The organism is Streptomyces sp. NPDC043176, from assembly GCF_056436715.1.
Genome location: NZ_JBWKCA010000008.1, coordinates 279595 through 295684, shown reverse-complemented (window position 1 = coordinate 295684; position 16090 = coordinate 279595). Strand labels below are relative to the sequence as shown.

Here is a 16090-nt window from a genome sequence, read left to right as displayed (position 1 = left end):
TCGGGTGAGCGAGCAGAAGCGGGCCCAGCAGCGCGTCGTCATCGTGGGTGCGGGGATGGCGGGCGTCCAGACCGCCGTCGCCCTGCGGGAGCAGGGCTTCACCGGCCCCGTGACCCTCATCGGGGCCGAACCCCACCAGCCCTACGACCGGCCGCCGCTCTCCAAGGCGATCCTCCTCGGCAAGGCCGAGGACTCCGCCTTCGAGGTCGACTTCGAGGACCTCGGGATCGAACTCCGCCTCGGCCTCGACGTCACCGGCCTGCGCGCCGCCGACCACGAGATCGACACCGAGGCGGGCCCCGTCGGGTACGACACCCTGGTCGTCGCCACCGGCGCCCACCCGATCACCCTGCCCGGCGCCGAGGGCGTTCCCGGCGTCCATCTCCTGCGGACCCTCGACGACGCCGTCCGCCTCGGACCCGTCCTGGAACGGCGGCACACCGTCGTGGTCGTCGGCGCCGGCTGGATCGGCGCCGAGTTCGCCACCGCCGCGCGGGAGGCCGGCTGCGCCGTCACCGTCGTCGAGGCGGCCGAACTCCCCCTCACGGGCGCCCTCCCCGCCGAGGTCGCCGCCCCCATGGCCGGGTGGTACGCGGCCGGCGGCGCCGAACTCCTCACCCACGCGCGCGTGGAGACCGTCGAACCCGGCCGGGTCCTCCTCGCCGACGGCCGCGCCCTGCCCGCCGACGCCGTCGTCGTCGGCATCGGAGCCCGCCCCGCCACCGGCTGGCTCGCCGGCTCCGGCATCGCCCTCGACCCGAGCGGCGCCGTCACCGCCGACGACCGGCTGCGCACCTCGCTGCCCGACGTGTACGCCGTCGGCGACTGCGCCTCCTTCCCCTCCGCCCGCTACGGCCGGCGGCTCCTCGTCCACCACTGGGACAACGCGCTCCAGGGCCCCCGCACCGTCGCCGCGGAGATCGCCGGGGCCGACTCCGGGCCGTACGACCCGGTGCCCTACTTCTGGTCCGAGCAGTTCGGCCGCTTCGTCCAGTACGCCGGACACCACGCGGCCGCCGACGAGATGCTGTGGCGCGGCGACCCGGCGGAGGAGGCCTGGTCCGTGCTCTGGCTGCGCGCCGGGGTGCCGGTGGCCCTCCTCGCCGTCGGCCGCCCCCGCGACCTCGCCCAGGGCCGCAGGCTCATCGAGACGGCCACCCCGGTCGACCCCGCGCGCGCCGCGGACCCGTCCGTGCCCCTGAAGGCGGCGGTCCGGTAGGACCCGACTACCGGGTGTCGGTCCGGGATGGCAGGCTTGTCCTGTGACCGAGATTGACGTGAAGATCGATGCGCTCATCCCCGCCTGGCTCTACGTGCCCGACATCGCGGAGATGCTCGACATCGAGGTGACGCGCGTGCGGCAGCTGATCAAGGAAGGCCAGCTCATCGCCGTGCGTCGCGGAGAGAACAACGCCCTGCAGATTCCCGCCGCCTTCATCCAGGGCGACAGGATCGTCAAGGGGCTCGTCGGGCTGCTGACCGTGCTGCGGGACGACGGCTTCACCGACGAGGAGATGCTGGAGTGGCTGTTCACACCGGACGAGAGCCTGCCGGGCACGCCCGCTCAGGCGCTCAACGAGAACCGTGGCACCGAGGTGAAGCGCCGCGCCCAGGCGCTCGCCCTCTGACGGTCGCGCGCCGACGGGCGCACGCCGCCGCGTCTCCATGAGCGGGCACGTGCGCCCAGGCGCGCACGTGAGCACCGAAGACACCATCAGCGGGTGTCGTGGCGGGCGGCCCTCCCGGGCGGCCCGTCGCGGCGCCCGCGCCATCCACCGGGGGGAACCCACCCATGCCCACGCCTCGTGAGCGGCTCGCCGACGCCCGGCTCTACCTGTGCACCGACGCCCGGAAGCGCCAGGGCGACCTGCCCGACTTCCTCGACGCCGTGCTCTCCTCCGGCGTGGACATCGTGCAGCTCCGCGACAAGGGCATGGAGGCCGGCGAGGAGCTGGAGCACCTCGCCGTCCTCGCCGAAGCCGCCCGCCGGCACGGCAGGCTCCTCGCGGTGAACGACCGGGCCGACGTCGCCCACGCCATCGGCTCCGACGTGCTCCACCTCGGCCAGGGCGACCTGCCGGTGGCCGCCGCCCGCGCGATCCTCGGCGACGAGGTCCTGATCGGCCGCTCCTGCCACGCCGAGAGCGAGGCCGCCGCGGCCGCCGCCGAACCGGGCGTGGACTACTTCTGCACCGGGCCCTGCTGGCCCACCCCCACCAAGCCCGGCCGGTACGCGCCGGGGCTCGACCTCGTGCGGTACGCGGCCGGCCTCGCCCAGGACCGGCCCTGGTTCGCCATCGGCGGCATCGACGAGACGAACCTCGACGAGGTCCTGGACGCGGGCGCCCGCCGCATCGTCGTGGTCCGGGCGATCACCGAGGCCGACGACCCGGCCGCCGCGACCGCCGCCCTCGCCAAGCGGGTCCGCGAGCGCGCCGGAGCCTGAGTCGGCGGAGCCTCCGTGAGCGCGGAGGCCCGATGGGCACCCGACGGCTGTCCAAAATCATGTCCAATACTCGGACACGGTTGTCGCGCTTCCCTGGACCCCGTCTAACCTGCCCGTATGGCCCTAGGTACCGCTTCCGTCCGATCGGACCGCGCGCGCACCGTGCGCGAGATCCTCGCCTCCGGCGGCACGTCGTACTCCTTCGAGTTCTTCGCGCCCCGGACCGAGAAGGGCGAGCAGGCCCTCTGGAACACCATGCGCCGGGTCGAGGCGGTCGGCCCGAGCTTCGTCTCCGTGACCTACGGCGCCGGCGGCTCCACCCGCGGCGGCACCGTCAAGGCCACCCAGAAGATCGCCTCGGACAGCACGCTCACCCCGGTCGCGCACCTCACGGCCGTCGACCACTCCGTCGCCGAGCTGCGCAACATCCTCGGCCAGTACGCCGACGCCGGCATCCGGAACATGCTCGCCGTCCGCGGCGACCCGCCGGGCGACCCGCTGGGGGAGTGGGTCGAGCACCCCGAGGGCGTCCGCTACGCCGCCGACCTCGTCCGCCTGATCAAGGAGTCGGGCGACTTCTGCGTCGGCGTCGCGGCCTTCCCCGAGATGCACCCCCGCTCCACCGACTGGGACACGGACATCCGGCACTTCGTGGACAAGTGCCGCGCCGGCGCCGACTACGCCATCACCCAGATGTTCTTCGACCCGGAGAACTACCTGCGGCTGCGCGACAGCGTCGTGAAGGCGGGCTGCGAGACCCCGATCATCCCCGAGGTCATGCCCGTCGTGAACGTCAGGACGCTCGACCGGCTGCCCCAGCTGAGCAACGCCGCCTTCCCCCCGGACGTGAAAGACCGCATCCTCGCCGTCAAGGACGATCCCGCCGCTGTACGCTCCATCGGTATCGAGTTCGCGACGGAGTTCTGCGCGCGGCTGCTCTCCGAGGGTGTCCCCGGACTGCACTTCATCACGCTGAACAACTCCACCGCGACGCTTGAGATCTACGAGAATCTCGGACTGCACCAGCAGTCGTGACCGGTCGTACCCGCCCCGAACCGTGGCGGTGACCGTGGAGAGGGGCGGCGGGGCATGGGGTGGACGGTCCTCTACATCGCGTTCGGCGTGGTCGCACTGTGGCTGCTGGGGGAGGTGCTCCTCCAGTACAAGGCACGGCTGCGCTGGCGTGTTCTCGCCTTCTGCGGCTTCCTCGGCGTGGTCCTGGGCGTCCTGCTGCCCTCGGTCGCCGTGATCATCGCCGGGGCCGTCGCCTTCGCCGTCGGCCAGACCTATGTGACGCTCTCGTTCCGCCGCGGCTTCTCCACCGGCTGGGCCATCGGCGGGAGCCCGGGGGCGAGCCGCCGCCGCAGGTCCGGGGCGCCCGCCCAGGCGGGGCCGACCCTGGAGGTCACCGAGCTGTCCTACGGCGGGGAGGACACCGCCTACGGCACGGCCGACCAGGCCGGCGACCCCGCGCACCGCCCGGCCGACGCCGAGACCACCGCGGTCTACGAGCCCCAGCCGATGCCCGACGACACCGGCCAGTACGGGGTCTACGACGGCGGCCACGACGCCGGGAACGGCTACGGGACCGGGTACGACGCCTACGCGCCCGGCTACGAACAGCCCGCGCACGGCCAGTCCGGGTACGAGCAGCCCACGTACGAGCAGCCCTCCTACGAGCAGCCCTCCTACGAGCAGCAGCCGGCCTACGACTACGGCAGCGCCGCCGGGCAGCAGCAGTACGCCACCTACTCCGACCCGTACATCGGCCCCGGCGCGGACGGCCAGCAGTACGCCCCGTACTACGCCGACCCCTACGCCCCCTCGTACACCTACGACACCCCGCCCGGCGGCGTGTGGGTCCCGCAGCAGCGCGACACCGAGCCGGACCCCCAGCAGCAGCCGCCGGCCCCGGGCCCGTACGGCTACGAGCCGCACCCGGACGACCGGCAGCAGTACCGGTACTGAGGGCCCGCGGCTCCCCTATTGGGAGCCGCGGAAGCCGTCGCCCTCCACGATCAGACCCGCCACCAGCGCGCCGGACATGCCCGCGTGGGCGAGCCCGCCGCCCGGGTGGGACCAGCCGCCGGCGAACCAGAGCCCCGGCAGCGGCGAGCGGTTGGCGGCCGGCAGCAGCAGCCCGCGGGCCCCGGCGAGCGCCGGGCCCGGCACCTCGGCGGCCCCCGTGTCCCGGCGTACGTCCTCCGGCGTGCGCACGTGCCGCCACAGCAGCCGCTCCGCGAGCCCCGGGACCGCGCGCGCGGCAGCCTCGACCATCCGGTCGGGGAAGGCCGTCCCGGCCATCCGGTCGGTGAAGGGCTCCCGGTCCTGTCCGGGGGAGGTCCGCACGGTCGCCGTGACCGTCACCGACTCGTGTGCGCCGTCCGGGCGCAGCGCCGGGTCGTCCGGCCGCAGCACGGTCACGGTCGGGCGCCCGCCCTCCGCGTGCACGACGGTCCGGTGGACCGCGTCCGCCTCCCGGGGGCCGCGCAGAGCCAGAAAGACCGTCACCCGTCCCGTCCCGTTCACCTGGTGGCGAGGCGGGCTCTGACCGTGGTGCAGCGCCGGCACCGGGGCCCCGGAGACCACGTGGTCGGCCTCGACGGTCGTGCCGTCGGCCAGCCGGACGCCGGCCGCCCGGTCGTCCTTCTCCAGGACGTCCTCGACCGCCGTGCCGAAGACGAACTCCACCCGCCGCTTCCGGCAGCGCTCGTACACCGCGTCGGCGAGCGCCCGCAGCCCCCCGCCCACGTACCAGCTGCCGAAGGTCTGCTCCATGTACGGCAGGACGGCGGCCGAGGCCGGCGCGGTCGCCGGGTCGAAGCCGTACGACCACGCGTACGCGTCGAGGAGGGCGGCGAGCCGGGGCTCACGCAGCTCCCGCGCGCCGACCTGGGCGAGCGTCGTCGTCGGACGGCGCAGCAGACCCGCCTTGAGCGCCGGGTACGGCTCGCGGGCCAGCGGCGCCGGATCGGCCGGCTGCGGTTCCTCCAGGAGCGGGCGCCGGGTGCGGTCCCAGGCCTCGCGGGCCCGGACCAGGAAGTCGCCCCACCGCTCGCCCGCGCCGTCGCCCAGCGCCGCGTCCAGGGCGGCGACCGTGCCCGCCCGCGAGGCGTTCGGCAGGTCCACGCGGGTGCCGTCGGCGAAGACGTGACGGCTCGCCGGATCGACCTGCGTCAGGGTGACGCACTCCTCCAGGGACTCCTTGCCGGTCTTCACGAACAGGTCCCGGTAGACGGCGGGCAGGTGCAGCAGCCCCGGACCCGTGTCGAAGGCGAACCCGTCGCGCTCGAACCGGCCGACCGCGCCGCCGTACGTCGCGCCCCGCTCGTACACCGTCACCCGGTGGCCCGCCACGGCCAGTCTGGCCGCCGCCGCCATGGCGCCGAGTCCCGCGCCGATCACCACAATCCGTGCCATGCCGGCGAGCCTATCCGGCCGCCGGGGCACCGGCGGAAGCCCGGTCGGCGTCGGGACCGGGCGGGGTCAGAAGGGGGCCGGCCCGTCGTCGTCGGGCGGCGGACGACCGGGCGAGCGGGCCCCCACGGCGGCCAGTCTCCGCTCCTCGCGCCGCTGGGACCTGCGGCGCAGGAAGCGCCGGATCCGCTGGGCCAGGAAGACCAGTATCGCCAGACCGAGCGCGAGCAGGACGGCCGCGACGACCGCCGCCGCCACCGGATGGAAGATCGCGAAGGTGACGATCGCCGCCACCCCGAGGTCCTCCGCCAGGCTCAGGGCGACGTTGGAGAACGGTTCGGGCGAGGTGTTGACCGCCATCCGCGTCCCGGCCTTGACGAAGTGGCTCAGCAACGCCGTCGAGCCGCCGACCGCGCCCGCCGCCAGCTCGGGCAGCGAACCGTTCTGCCCGGCGAGCAGCGCGCCGACGACGGCCCCCGCGACCGGCCGGATCACGGTGTGGACGGAGTCCCACATCGAGTCGACGTACGGGATCTTGTCCGCCACCGCCTCGCAGAGGAACAGCACACCGGCGACGACGAGGACATCGGTGCGCTGCAGGGACTCGGGCACCTCGTCGGTCAGCCCGGTCGCGCCGAAGACGCCGAACAGCAGGACCACCGCGTACGCGTTGATCCCGCTCGCCCAGCCGCTGGTGAACACCAGGGGGAGTACCGACACGCCCGCGATCGTAACCAGGACTGAGTACCCGTACCTAGGGGGCGAGATGAGTAGGTACGCGGATGGGCCCGGGTGCCCCCGGACGGAAGAGTGGAGTCCACGGAAGGGGCGCGGCTCCGGCACCGCCGGCACGGGGCTGCGGAACGGGGCCGCGCACCTGCCGGCACGGGGGTGCGTGAAAAGCCGGTGCGGCGAGGCTCGGGGGGATCGAGCCTCGCCGCACCGGCGTTTCCGCTTGTCCGGTCCCGGTCCTGCCGTCGGGTCGTCGCGGTTTTCCGTCGCTACGCGCGCGTGCCGCCCGGCGTCACCGGCCGCCGACCCGCCCGTGCAGCAGCCGCGAGAGCGCCGCGTGCACGTCGTCGAGCGACCGCTCGCTCTGGAAGGCCTGCCAGTCGAGCGCCGCCACGAGCACCATGCCGACCAGTGCCGCGGCGGTCAGCTGGACGTCGATCTCCTCGCTCAGCTCCCCGGCCGCGACCCCCTCCCGCAGCACCCCCTCGACCACCGCCACGGCTTCCTGGCGGACCACCAGGAGGGTCGAGTTCCAGGCGCGGTTGGTGCGCCAGAGCTCGGCCACGTACAGCTGGGTGAAGGCCGGGTAGCGGTCGATGAAGACGAGGCCGGCCCGGATCATCGCGTCCAGCGCGTCGACCCGGCTCCCGCCGCGCGCGGCGGTCTCCTCGGCGGCCGTCCGCAGGGAGGCGGCGAGCAGCGACACCCCGTGGCGCAGCAGCTCCTCGAAGAGCTCGGTCTTGCTCTTGAAGTTGTAGTAGACCGTGCCCTTGGCCACGCCGGCCCGCTCGGCGATCTCGTCGACCGTCGTCGCGGAGAAGCCCTGCTCCGCGATGAGGGTGACGGCCGCCTCGTAGAGCTTCGCGCGCGTGGCCTGGCGTCGGGTGCTGCTGCTGTCCATGGGGTCGATTCTCACAGGTGTCGAGGGTGCCGCCGGCCCCGTCTCACAGGGTCAGTTCGGGGTGGAGCCGGTCGAGCGTCCAGACCTGCCGCTTGCGGGCCGAGACGGCGGTCAGGGCCAGGGCGCCCAGGGTGAAGGCGGTCAGGACCGCGCAGGCCTGCCACACCGGGCCGATCCCGCCGCCCGTGATCAGCCGGCGCAGGGCCTCGACCACGTAGGTCATCGGCAGGAAGGGGTGGACGGCGTTGAAGAAGCCCGGGCTCGTCTGGACGGGGTAGGTGCCGCCCGCCGAGGTCAGCTGGAGCATCAGCACCGCGAGGACCAGGATCCGGCCGGCCGCGCCGAAGCGGGCGTTGAGCCACTGGATGATCGCGGCGAAGCAGCAGGTGACCAGGGCGAGGAAGCCGACCGTGCCGGCGGCCCTGGCCATCTGGAGGCCGAGGCCCCAGTGCAGGACCGACATCAGGGCGGCGACCTGGAGGACGCCGATCGCCGCCACCGGCAGCCAGCCGGCCAGCGCGATCCGCCAGGCGGAGCCGCCGGCGGCGAGGGCGCGCCGGTTCAGCGGCTGGATGATCATGTAGGCGACCATCGCGCCGACCCAGAGGGAGAGCGGGATGAAGTACGGGGCGAAGCCCGTGCCGTAGTTCGGCGCCTTGTGCAGGGACTGCGAGGCCAGCTTCACGGGGTCGGCCATGACCTCCGTGCGCCGGTCGCGGTCCTGCCGGTCGTAGTCGGGGATCTGGTCGACGCCGTCCTTCAGGCCCGTGGCGAGGGTGCCCGAGCCGTCGGCCAGCTTGAACAGACCGCCGTCCAGGTCGCCCGCGCCCTTCTTCAGCTTGCCGACGCCCGTGTCGAGGCTGACGGAGCCGGTCCTGGCCTCGGTGATGCCGGTGTGCAGCCGGTCGGCGCCCGCGGCGACCTGCTTGGCGCCCGCGTTGAGCTCGTTGATCTTCTTGATGGCGCCCTCGACGTCCTCGTCCAGGTGCGGGGCGCGGACGGCCAGCTCGTCGGCCTGCTTCTTGAGCTTCGTCAGGCGCGCGTCCAGCGTCTTCAGATCGGCGGCGTCGTCCTTGGTGAGCTCGTGCAGGTCGTCGGCGAGGGTCGCCACGTCGCCCGCGCTCTCCGAGGCCTTCCCGAGCAGTTCGCACATCTCGGCGTCGGGCGCCGGGGCGTCCACGCACGCCTCGCGGTGGAACCGGGCGAGACCGTCGTCCGCCTTGTGCGCGGCGGAGCGGACCAGGGGCGCCCGCCGCACCAGGTCGGCCAGGTTGTTCTGCGCGGCCGTGACGGAGTCGGAGACGAGCCGGGCCGTGTCGCGGATCGACTTGCCGTTGTTCGCCAGGTACGGGCGGACCTTGTCGGCGGTGCCGTTCACCTTGTCCGCGAGGGTCTGCGTACCGTTGGCGACCTTCCGCGAGCCGCTCTCCAGGTCCTTGGCGCCCTTGTCGAGCTTCTTCAGACCGGCCGCCAGGTCACCGCTGCCGGTCTTGGCCGTCTTCAGCCCGTCCGCCAGGTCCTTGGAACCCTTCTTCGCCTTGTCCACGCCCTGCTTCAGGTCGCCGGCGCCCTTGGCGGCCTTCGCCGTGGCGTCGTGGATGTCCGAGAAGGAGATGAAGATCTTGTCGAGGAAGGTCCGGGAGGACTTGGTGGAGGCCGCCGTGCGGACCTCGGAGAAGACGGTCCGGGAGATCTGCCCGACGATGTAGTTGTTGGCGTCGTTCGTCCGCACCCTGAGCGCCCCGGTCTCGGGGGAGTCGCCGGAGCTGGAGGCGATGCGCGAGCTGAAGTCGCCCGGCATGGTCAGGGACAGGTAGTACGTCCCGTTCTCGACGCCCTCGCGTGCCTCGGCGTCGCTGACCTGGTGCCACGCGAAGGTGTTGCTCTCCAGGAGCCCCTTCGTGATGTCGTCGCCGGCGTGGATCGGCTTGCCGCCCGCGGTGGCGCCCCGGTCCTCGTTCACCAGGGCGACGGGGATCTTGTCGAGCCTGCTGTACGGGTCCCAGAACGAGTACAGGTACAGGGCGCCGTAGAGCAGCGGCAGCAGCAGGATCGCGACGAGCGCGGCGCGCGGCAGCTTCCCCCTGCCGAAGCGCTTCAGCTCAAGCGCGGCCAGTTTCGGCGAGCGCATCGGCCGCCCCCTCCTCGGTCGTGGATGCGGGTGCATCGGTGCTGGTGTCGGCGGGGTCGGCGGCGGCGGTGTCGCCGTCGGCCGCCTCGGGGGTTTCGGTGTCGTCCCCGGTCGCTCCAGGCGCTCCGGTCGCCCCGGTCGCCTCGGCGGTGTCGTTCCCGGTCGCCTCGGCGGTGGGGGCGTCCTCCTCCGCGGGCTTCGGCGAGGCCGAGAGCGTGGTGAGGCGCAGGGCGTCGGCGGGGGCCTCGCTGCAGACGGCGAGGACGGTCGTCCCGGACGCGGCCACGGAACGCAGCAGCGCCCAGGCCTCGGCCCGGTCGGCGTCCGAGAGCTTCAGGTCGGCGTCGTCGACGGCGAGCAGCCGGGGGCGGCCGATCAGGGCGAGCGCGACCGAGAGCCGCAGGGCCTCGAGGCGCTCCAGATCCCGTACGGAGGTCCGCTCGCCCTTCGGCAGGGCGGCGAGGTCGAGCCCCGCGGCCGCCGCGGCCTCCTCGATGCGGGCCCGCGAGGTCGCCGCGCGCTCGGCGGGGCGCCGCAGGAGCGCCCGTACGGAACCGTCGTAACGGCGCTGGAGCAGGGCCCGCTCGCGCAGGTGCTCGGCGACCGTGAAGGCCGGGTCGAGCTCGCTGACGCCGGGGACGTGCCCGAGCGCGGTGATCCGGCGCACGGCGGCCATCTTCCGGGGGAGCGGGAGACCGCCGACCTCGGCGTGGCCCGCGTGGGACTTCATCCGCCCGGTGAGCGCCAGCAGCAGACAGGTGCGGCCGGAGCCGGACGGACCCTCGATCGCCACCAGCGCGCCGGGCTCCGCCCGGAAGGACACCCCGGAGAAGGCCCACCCGCGCGGGCCCTTCAGTCCGAAGCCGTCCGCGACGACGGCGGCGCCGTGCGGCTGCTCCTCGGCTTTCTCGCCCACGGACTCACCCCCCATTCCCCATTTTTGAACTGACCAGTCAGTTCAAAAGTTACCCGTCCGTGAGGCTTCAGGCAAAACCCCAGGTCAGCGCGGTTGTCAGTGGGGTCGGGCACGATGAACACATACGGCCACAGCGCCGTCACGCGACGACAGGAGGTTCGTCATGGCCGCCCCTTCCGCAGCTGCCGCGCCCCGGCGCCGCCCCGGAGGCCGTCTCGCACCCGCGCAGTCCGGACCCGCGTCCGACATCCACCCCGTCCCGCGCCGCGCCACCGCCCCGCCGGCCGCCCTCGACCTCCTCGCCAAGGCCCGGGCCGGCCTCGTCGAGGCCGCCGCCCTCGACCGCCCCCACGAGCGGTACGCCGCCGCCCACCTGGCCGCCCTGCGGGCCGCGGCCGCCGTGCTCGCCGCCCGCGCCGGACCCGAGACCGGGCCGCGCAGGCGCCGGCGGATACGGAGCGCCTGGGAACTCCTCGCCGAGCCGGCGCCCGAGCTGACCGAGTGGAGCGCCCTCTTCGCGGCGGGCGCCCCGCGCAGGGCCCGCGCCGAGGCCGGCATCGCCGGCGCCGCCACCCGCCGCGAGGCCGACGACCTGCTCAGGGACGCCGCGCTCTTCCTCCGCCTGGTCGAGCGGCTGCTCGTCCTCCGGCCGGTACCGCCGCGCCGGCCCGGGGCCGACGAGTCCGGAGGATGATCCGAAAGGCGTTACCGAGGCCATAGGGTGGGGAGCGTCCGTACCCGTCACCGAGGAGTCAACAGCCGTGCCGGACCCTTCCCCTGTCTTCGGCCGAGAGGCGTCGTCGCGACCGTCGCGCGCCTCCCTGCGTACCGCCGTCGTCTGGGACGTCCTCAAAGACGCCCTCGACCGCCGGATCGAGGCCACCGGGAAGGACAGCCTCGACGTCCTCGACACGGGCGGCGGCTCCGGGAACTTCGCGGTGCCGGTGGCCCGCCTCGGCCACCGGGTCACCGTCGTCGACCCCAGCCCCAACGCGCTCTTCGCACTGGAGCGCCGGGCCGCCGAAGCCGGTGTCGCCGACCGCGTCACCGGCGTCCAGGGCGACATCCGGGGCCTCTTCGACGTGGTCGGCCGCGAGAACTACGACGCCGTGCTCTGCCACGGCGTCCTGGAGTACGTCGACGACCCCGCCGAAGGCGTGCGGAACGCGGTCGCCGCGCTCCGCCCCGCCGGCAGCCTCAGCCTGCTCGCCGCCGGACTCGGCGGAGCCGTCCTGGCCCGCGCCCTCGCCGGGCACTTCACCGAGGCCCGGACCGCGCTCTCCGACCCGGCCGGCCGCTGGGGCGCGGGCGACCCGGTGCCCCGGCGCTTCACCGCCGAACAGCTCGCCGAGCTGGCCGAAGAGGCCGGGCTCGACGTCGGCGCCGTCCACGGCGTCCGGGTCTTCGCCGACCTCGTCCCCGGTGCCCTCGTCGACACCGAGCCCGGTGCCGCCGAGGCCCTCCTCAAGCTGGAGGCGGCCGCCGCCGAGCTGCCCTCCTTCCAGGCCATCGCCACCCAGCTGCACGTTCTGGGCGAGAAGCGCGCCTGAACAGGACGGCCACCCTTGTCGGCCGCGAGGGCCGCGGCGCTCGATGGAGTACGCCACAGCCCGCCCGGTAAGGGGTTCCGCCCCGTATGATCGGGGGACACCATCCGGCATGACGGACGAGGGGCTGGGGAATCAACGCCTCAGCAACCGATCCGCATGGCGGCCCGGATTGGCTATTCGGCATTGAGGGCGGGTTTCACGGGGGCGATTCCCTGCCTATCCTGAAAGGGCCGCAAACCGGTCGCCCCCGCGACCGACGACTAGGAGGACTCCGTGCCGCTCTCGGAGCACGAGCAGCGAATGCTCGAGCAGATGGAGCGAGCGCTGTACGCCGAAGATCCCAAGTTCGCGACAGCGCTCGAGGGAAGCGGACTGCGTACGTACACCCGACGACGGGTCTACCAAGCAGTCGCCGGCTTCCTGGTGGGTATCGCGCTCCTCATGGCCGGAATGGTCGCACAGCAGATCTGGATCAGCGTGGTGGGATTCCTCGTCATGCTGGGCTGCGCGGTCCTGGCGGTCACCGGATGGCGCAAGGCGCCCAAGCCGGGTGAGCAGCAGGCCAGGGGAGGCGCGGCGGCCGGAGGCCGTCGGACCCGGCAGCGACGCCCCATGATGAACCGGATCGAAGAGCGGTGGCAGCGCCGCCGCGACGAACAGCAGGGCGGCGGCCACTGACGCCGGCCTGAGCGGCAGCCCCGCGCCCCCGACATCGAGCCCCGCAGCCCGCGCGCCCAGCGCCACCCCCTGCGGGGCTCCTCCATACCCTCCCCACGCCGTCGCGCCCCGCCCCGCTGCGGGCCGCGTCCCCGCGTCGCGGGCTGCGCCCCCCGTTGCGAGCCGCGCCCCCGCGTTGCTGGCCGCGCCCTCCGTTGCGAGCCGCGTCCCCGCGTCGCTGGCCGCGCTCCCTGTTGCGGGGCACGTCCCCGCGTCGCTGGCTGTGCCCCCGCGCCCCGTTGGCGGCCGTGCCCGCCCGAGTTGTGGGCTGCGCCCTGCCCGTTGCGGGCCATCATTCCGCCGGTGCGGTGCCCGCCCCCTCGCCTCGCGCCCGGCGTTGTGAGCAGGCGTTCCGCTGGGGCGGTGCTCACCCCCACTCCTCCGCCCACCCCGTTGTGGGCAATCGTTCCGCTGGGGCGGAACGGGTGGGCACAACGGACGGCGCCCTTTGCCGGGCCCAGGCTTCCGCGTCCGAACCCGCACCACGTCGTGCGACGCCGTACCGGTGCGGGCTCAGGCACGAGGGGCGGAGGCGCCGCCAAGGGCGCCGTCCCGTGTGCCCACCCGTCCCGCCCAGCGGGACGATTGCCCACACGTCGGGTGGGCGAAGGCCACGGGGCGAGGGCGAAGGCACACACGGCGGCGGGCGCGAGCCCACGCGACAGCAGGCGCGGGGCCACACGGCGGTGGGGCGTGGCGGGTGGCGGCGGCCCGCACCGGCCCCCGGCCCACACGGCGGCCCGCACCGGCCCCCGGCCCACGCGGCGGCCCGCACCGGCCCCCGGCCCACGCGGCGGCCCGCACCGGCCCCCGGCCCACGGGGTGGTGGGCGCGGGGCGCCGAAGTACGCGGCAAGGGGCGGGGTCAGGTGCGGCGGAGGAGGTGGTGGGGGGAGAGGCGGGCGGTGGTGGCGGACCACCAGGCGGAGAGGGACCAGCGGAGGCGCACGGCCGACCGCGGGACGAGGAGCGCCCGGAGCCGGGCGGGACGATCCGCCGCCGCGTGGAACCCGGCCCGCACCCGCCCCGCGTCGTCCGCCAGACCGGAGGCCGGGACGGGCCGGGGCGCGTAGAGGACCTCCTCCACGGCCCGGGCGACCCGGTGCACCGCGTCCGCGGACTCGCCGCGCAGTTCACCCAGACGGACGATCCGCGCCGCCGTGTTGCGGGGCGTCCGCGACTCGTCGGGTTCGACTCCGTAGTCCCAGGCGGTGTCGTTGATCTCCTGCCAGACGGCGAGCGTCCGGGCCGCCGTGTCCGCGGGCCCGCGGCCGCCGTCCGAGCCGAGCCGGCGGGCCCGGATCCGGGTCCGCCAGAGCAGCGGGAGCAGCGGCAGGGCGAGGACGACGAGGGCCGCGAGGCAGATCAGCGCCACGGTCAGCGGCGCCGGTCCCGATCCGTCCGACGTGAGGTCGCCCGCGGCCGCGTCCGGACCGCATTCGCCGAGCCGGCGCAGCTGCGGCGTGCAGCTCTCCGAGGCGCTCGGTGCGGCGGACGGCTGTGCCGAGGCGCTCTGCTGGGGCTGCGCCGGGCCGGTGGCGGTGCCCGAGGGCGTGCTCTCCCGGCTGTAGGCGGGCGTGGAGCCGCGCGAGGGGGTCGGCTCGAACCGCGTCCAGCCCGCGCCCTCGAAGTACAGCTCGGGCCAGGCGTGCGCGTCCCGGATGCCGACGGAGACGGAGCCGTCGGTCTGCGTGGTGCCGGGGGTGAAGCCGACGGCCACCCGGGCGGGGATGCCGAGCGAGCGGGCCATCGCGGCCATCGAGAAGGAGAAGTGGACGCAGAAGCCCTTCTTGTCCTTCAGGAAGCGGGAGATCGCCTGGACGCCGGTGCCGGACTCGGCCTCGACGTCGTAGCGGAAGCCGCCCTCCTGGGTGAACCAGTCCTGGAGCCGTACGGCCCGCTCGTAGTCGTTGCGGGCACCCTTGGTGACCGTCAGGGCCGTCGCGCGCACGTCGGCGGGGAGCGAGTCGGGCACCTTGGTGTACTCGCGGCGCAGCTTCTCGGGCACGGGGCCGGCCGCGGCCAGCTGTTCGGACGTGGGCCGCACGTCGAGGCTGGCGACCTGGTAGCGGGCGCCCGCGGTGGTCTGCTTGTCGTCGCCGACGAGCATCCGCCCGGCGGGTTCGAACCGCCAGCGTCCGCTGATGTCGACCCGGCCGGCCGGGTACGGCATCGGGAGCCACTTCTGCACGTAGGCCTCGGAGGCGACGAAGTTGCTGGTCACCTCGGTGATCTGGACGCTCTGGGAGAGGCCCTGCGGCCAGGGCAGCTGCTTGGGCACGTCCTCGATCGGGCGGACCGAGGACTTCCAGGAGGTGCCGTCGAACTGGTCGAGTGCGACGAGGCGGAGGTACAGGTCGTTGGTGTCGCGGGAGTTGGTGCGGTAACGCAGGATCTCCCGGTCCTCCGGCTGGCGCAGGTTGTCCTGGAGGGAGACCAGCGGGTTCACGGCGGAGATCGTCCCGCCCTTGCCGGAGCCCGCGCCTCCCTCGCCGTTGCCGCCGCCGAACAGTCCGCCGCTGAGGCCGGGCAGGGCGAACGGAACAACCAGCGCGATGCCCATCGCCACGGCGCCGATCCGGCGTCCGGTACGGGCCGGTGCGAAGGCGTCGCCGCCGGTCGCGACGGAGGATCCGGGCCGGCCGGTGCGCTGGGCGCCGCCGAAGACCCGCCCCCACTGGGAGAGCCGGTCGCGGCCCTCGGCGAGGAGCAGCAGCAGATAGCCGGAGGCGGCGAGCAGGAACCACAGCCAACCCGCGCCGCCGCCGGAGAGACCGGCCGCCACCGAGTACAGGGCGAGCAGCGGCAGACCGGCCGGGGCCGCCTTGCGGAAGGTGACGGCGAGGGTGTCCACCAGCAGGCCGATGGCGACGACCCCGCCGACCAGCATGAGCCGGATGCCCTCGGTGTCCGGCGCGGGGATCGCGTACCGGCCGACGTCGTCGGCGCCCGCCCGGAACAGCTCGGCGGCGTGTGCGAAGGCCCGCGGTCCGGGGATCAGCCAGAGGACCGCCTGCTGCCGCGCGAAGATCACGGTCAGTGCGAGCAGCGCGACGGCGGTCTGTGCGAGGAGGGTCAGCGGTTTGGCGAGCGGTATCCGCCGGGCCAGCGTGCCGACGCCGCTGACCAGGGCGAGGACGAAGGCGGCGGTGAAGATCCAGGTCGCCGGCTTCACCAGCGGAAGCAGCGCCCCGGAGGCCATCAGCGTGGCTCCCCAGGCGGCGAGTGTCAGCCGTGCGCGGCCGCTCATGACCGGCCTCCGTGGGTGTCGGCGGCGGTTT

At 74.3% G+C, this 16090-nt stretch carries 14 protein-coding genes; 8 read left to right on the top strand and 6 right to left on the bottom strand.

The genetic code is table 11. From position 1 onward, the window contains the following. Nucleotides 1-4: 4 nt before the first annotated feature. The 5 genes from AC067A_RS16410 (at nucleotide 5) to AC067A_RS16390 (ending at nucleotide 4414) form a co-directional block, all read left to right on the top strand. On the top strand, nucleotides 5-1219 hold the full coding sequence (locus tag AC067A_RS16410) for an NAD(P)/FAD-dependent oxidoreductase (protein ID WP_478620287.1): 1215 nt from the start codon (nucleotides 5-7) through the stop codon (nucleotides 1217-1219). A 43-nt stretch (nucleotides 1220-1262) separates the two neighbouring features. After that, nucleotides 1263-1628, top strand: coding sequence for an Rv2175c family DNA-binding protein (locus tag AC067A_RS16405; protein WP_478620286.1), 366 nt, complete (start codon nucleotides 1263-1265; stop codon nucleotides 1626-1628). A gap of 164 nt (nucleotides 1629-1792) precedes the next feature. Continuing rightward, on the top strand, nucleotides 1793-2446 hold the full coding sequence (gene thiE / locus AC067A_RS16400) for a thiamine phosphate synthase (protein WP_478620283.1): 654 nt from the start codon (nucleotides 1793-1795) through the stop codon (nucleotides 2444-2446). A gap of 117 nt (nucleotides 2447-2563) precedes the next feature. Next, nucleotides 2564-3481, top strand: coding sequence for a methylenetetrahydrofolate reductase [NAD(P)H] (metF, locus tag AC067A_RS16395; protein ID WP_478620280.1), 918 nt, complete (start codon nucleotides 2564-2566; stop codon nucleotides 3479-3481). A 54-nt stretch (nucleotides 3482-3535) separates the two neighbouring features. After that, nucleotides 3536-4414, top strand: coding sequence for a hypothetical protein (locus tag AC067A_RS16390; RefSeq protein WP_478620277.1), 879 nt, complete (start codon nucleotides 3536-3538; stop codon nucleotides 4412-4414). 15 nt (nucleotides 4415-4429) lie between these two features. Here the strand turns inward: AC067A_RS16390 and AC067A_RS16385 are convergent, their stop codons facing one another. From AC067A_RS16385 to AC067A_RS16365, 5 genes are all read right to left on the bottom strand, one after another. Beyond that, nucleotides 4430-5866, bottom strand: a complete 1437-nt coding sequence (locus tag AC067A_RS16385) for a phytoene desaturase family protein (RefSeq protein WP_478620274.1) — start codon at nucleotides 5864-5866, stop codon at nucleotides 4430-4432. A 66-nt stretch (nucleotides 5867-5932) separates the two neighbouring features. Further along, the gene (locus AC067A_RS16380; protein ID WP_478620271.1) at nucleotides 5933-6583 is read right to left on the bottom strand and encodes a DUF4126 domain-containing protein; all 651 of its coding nucleotides are present in this window, start codon (nucleotides 6581-6583) and stop codon (nucleotides 5933-5935) included. Nucleotides 6584-6887: 304 nt separating this feature from the next. Next, the gene (locus AC067A_RS16375; protein ID WP_478620268.1) at nucleotides 6888-7496 is read right to left on the bottom strand and encodes a TetR/AcrR family transcriptional regulator; all 609 of its coding nucleotides are present in this window, start codon (nucleotides 7494-7496) and stop codon (nucleotides 6888-6890) included. 43 nt (nucleotides 7497-7539) lie between these two features. Continuing rightward, nucleotides 7540-9627, bottom strand: a complete 2088-nt coding sequence (locus AC067A_RS16370; protein WP_478620265.1) for a YhgE/Pip family protein — start codon at nucleotides 9625-9627, stop codon at nucleotides 7540-7542. After that, nucleotides 9599-10558, bottom strand: coding sequence for an ATP-binding cassette domain-containing protein (locus tag AC067A_RS16365; RefSeq protein WP_478620263.1), 960 nt, complete (start codon nucleotides 10556-10558; stop codon nucleotides 9599-9601). Before AC067A_RS16365 ends, AC067A_RS16370 begins: the two co-directional genes overlap by 29 nt. Before the next feature lie 148 nt (nucleotides 10559-10706). Between AC067A_RS16365 and AC067A_RS16360 the strand changes: the two genes are divergently transcribed. From AC067A_RS16360 to AC067A_RS16350, 3 genes are all read left to right on the top strand, one after another. Then, entirely contained in the window at nucleotides 10707-11237 is a 531-nt protein-coding gene (locus tag AC067A_RS16360; protein WP_478620260.1) for an SAV_6107 family HEPN domain-containing protein, read from the top strand. A 67-nt stretch (nucleotides 11238-11304) separates the two neighbouring features. Next, nucleotides 11305-12093 (top strand): methyltransferase, encoded by a 789-nt coding sequence (locus AC067A_RS16355; protein WP_478620257.1) that lies wholly within the window; start codon nucleotides 11305-11307, stop codon nucleotides 12091-12093. A gap of 273 nt (nucleotides 12094-12366) precedes the next feature. Then, nucleotides 12367-12771 carry a DUF3040 domain-containing protein gene (locus AC067A_RS16350; protein WP_478620255.1) on the top strand — a complete coding sequence of 135 codons (405 nt, stop codon included), beginning with the start codon at nucleotides 12367-12369 and terminating at the stop codon, nucleotides 12769-12771. 903 nt (nucleotides 12772-13674) lie between these two features. Here AC067A_RS16350 and AC067A_RS16345 read toward each other — a convergent pair. Continuing rightward, a complete protein-coding gene (locus AC067A_RS16345) occupies nucleotides 13675-16059 on the bottom strand; it encodes a transglutaminase TgpA family protein (RefSeq protein ID WP_478620253.1) in 2385 nt (794 codons plus the stop codon). Nucleotides 16060-16090 lie beyond the last annotated feature (31 nt).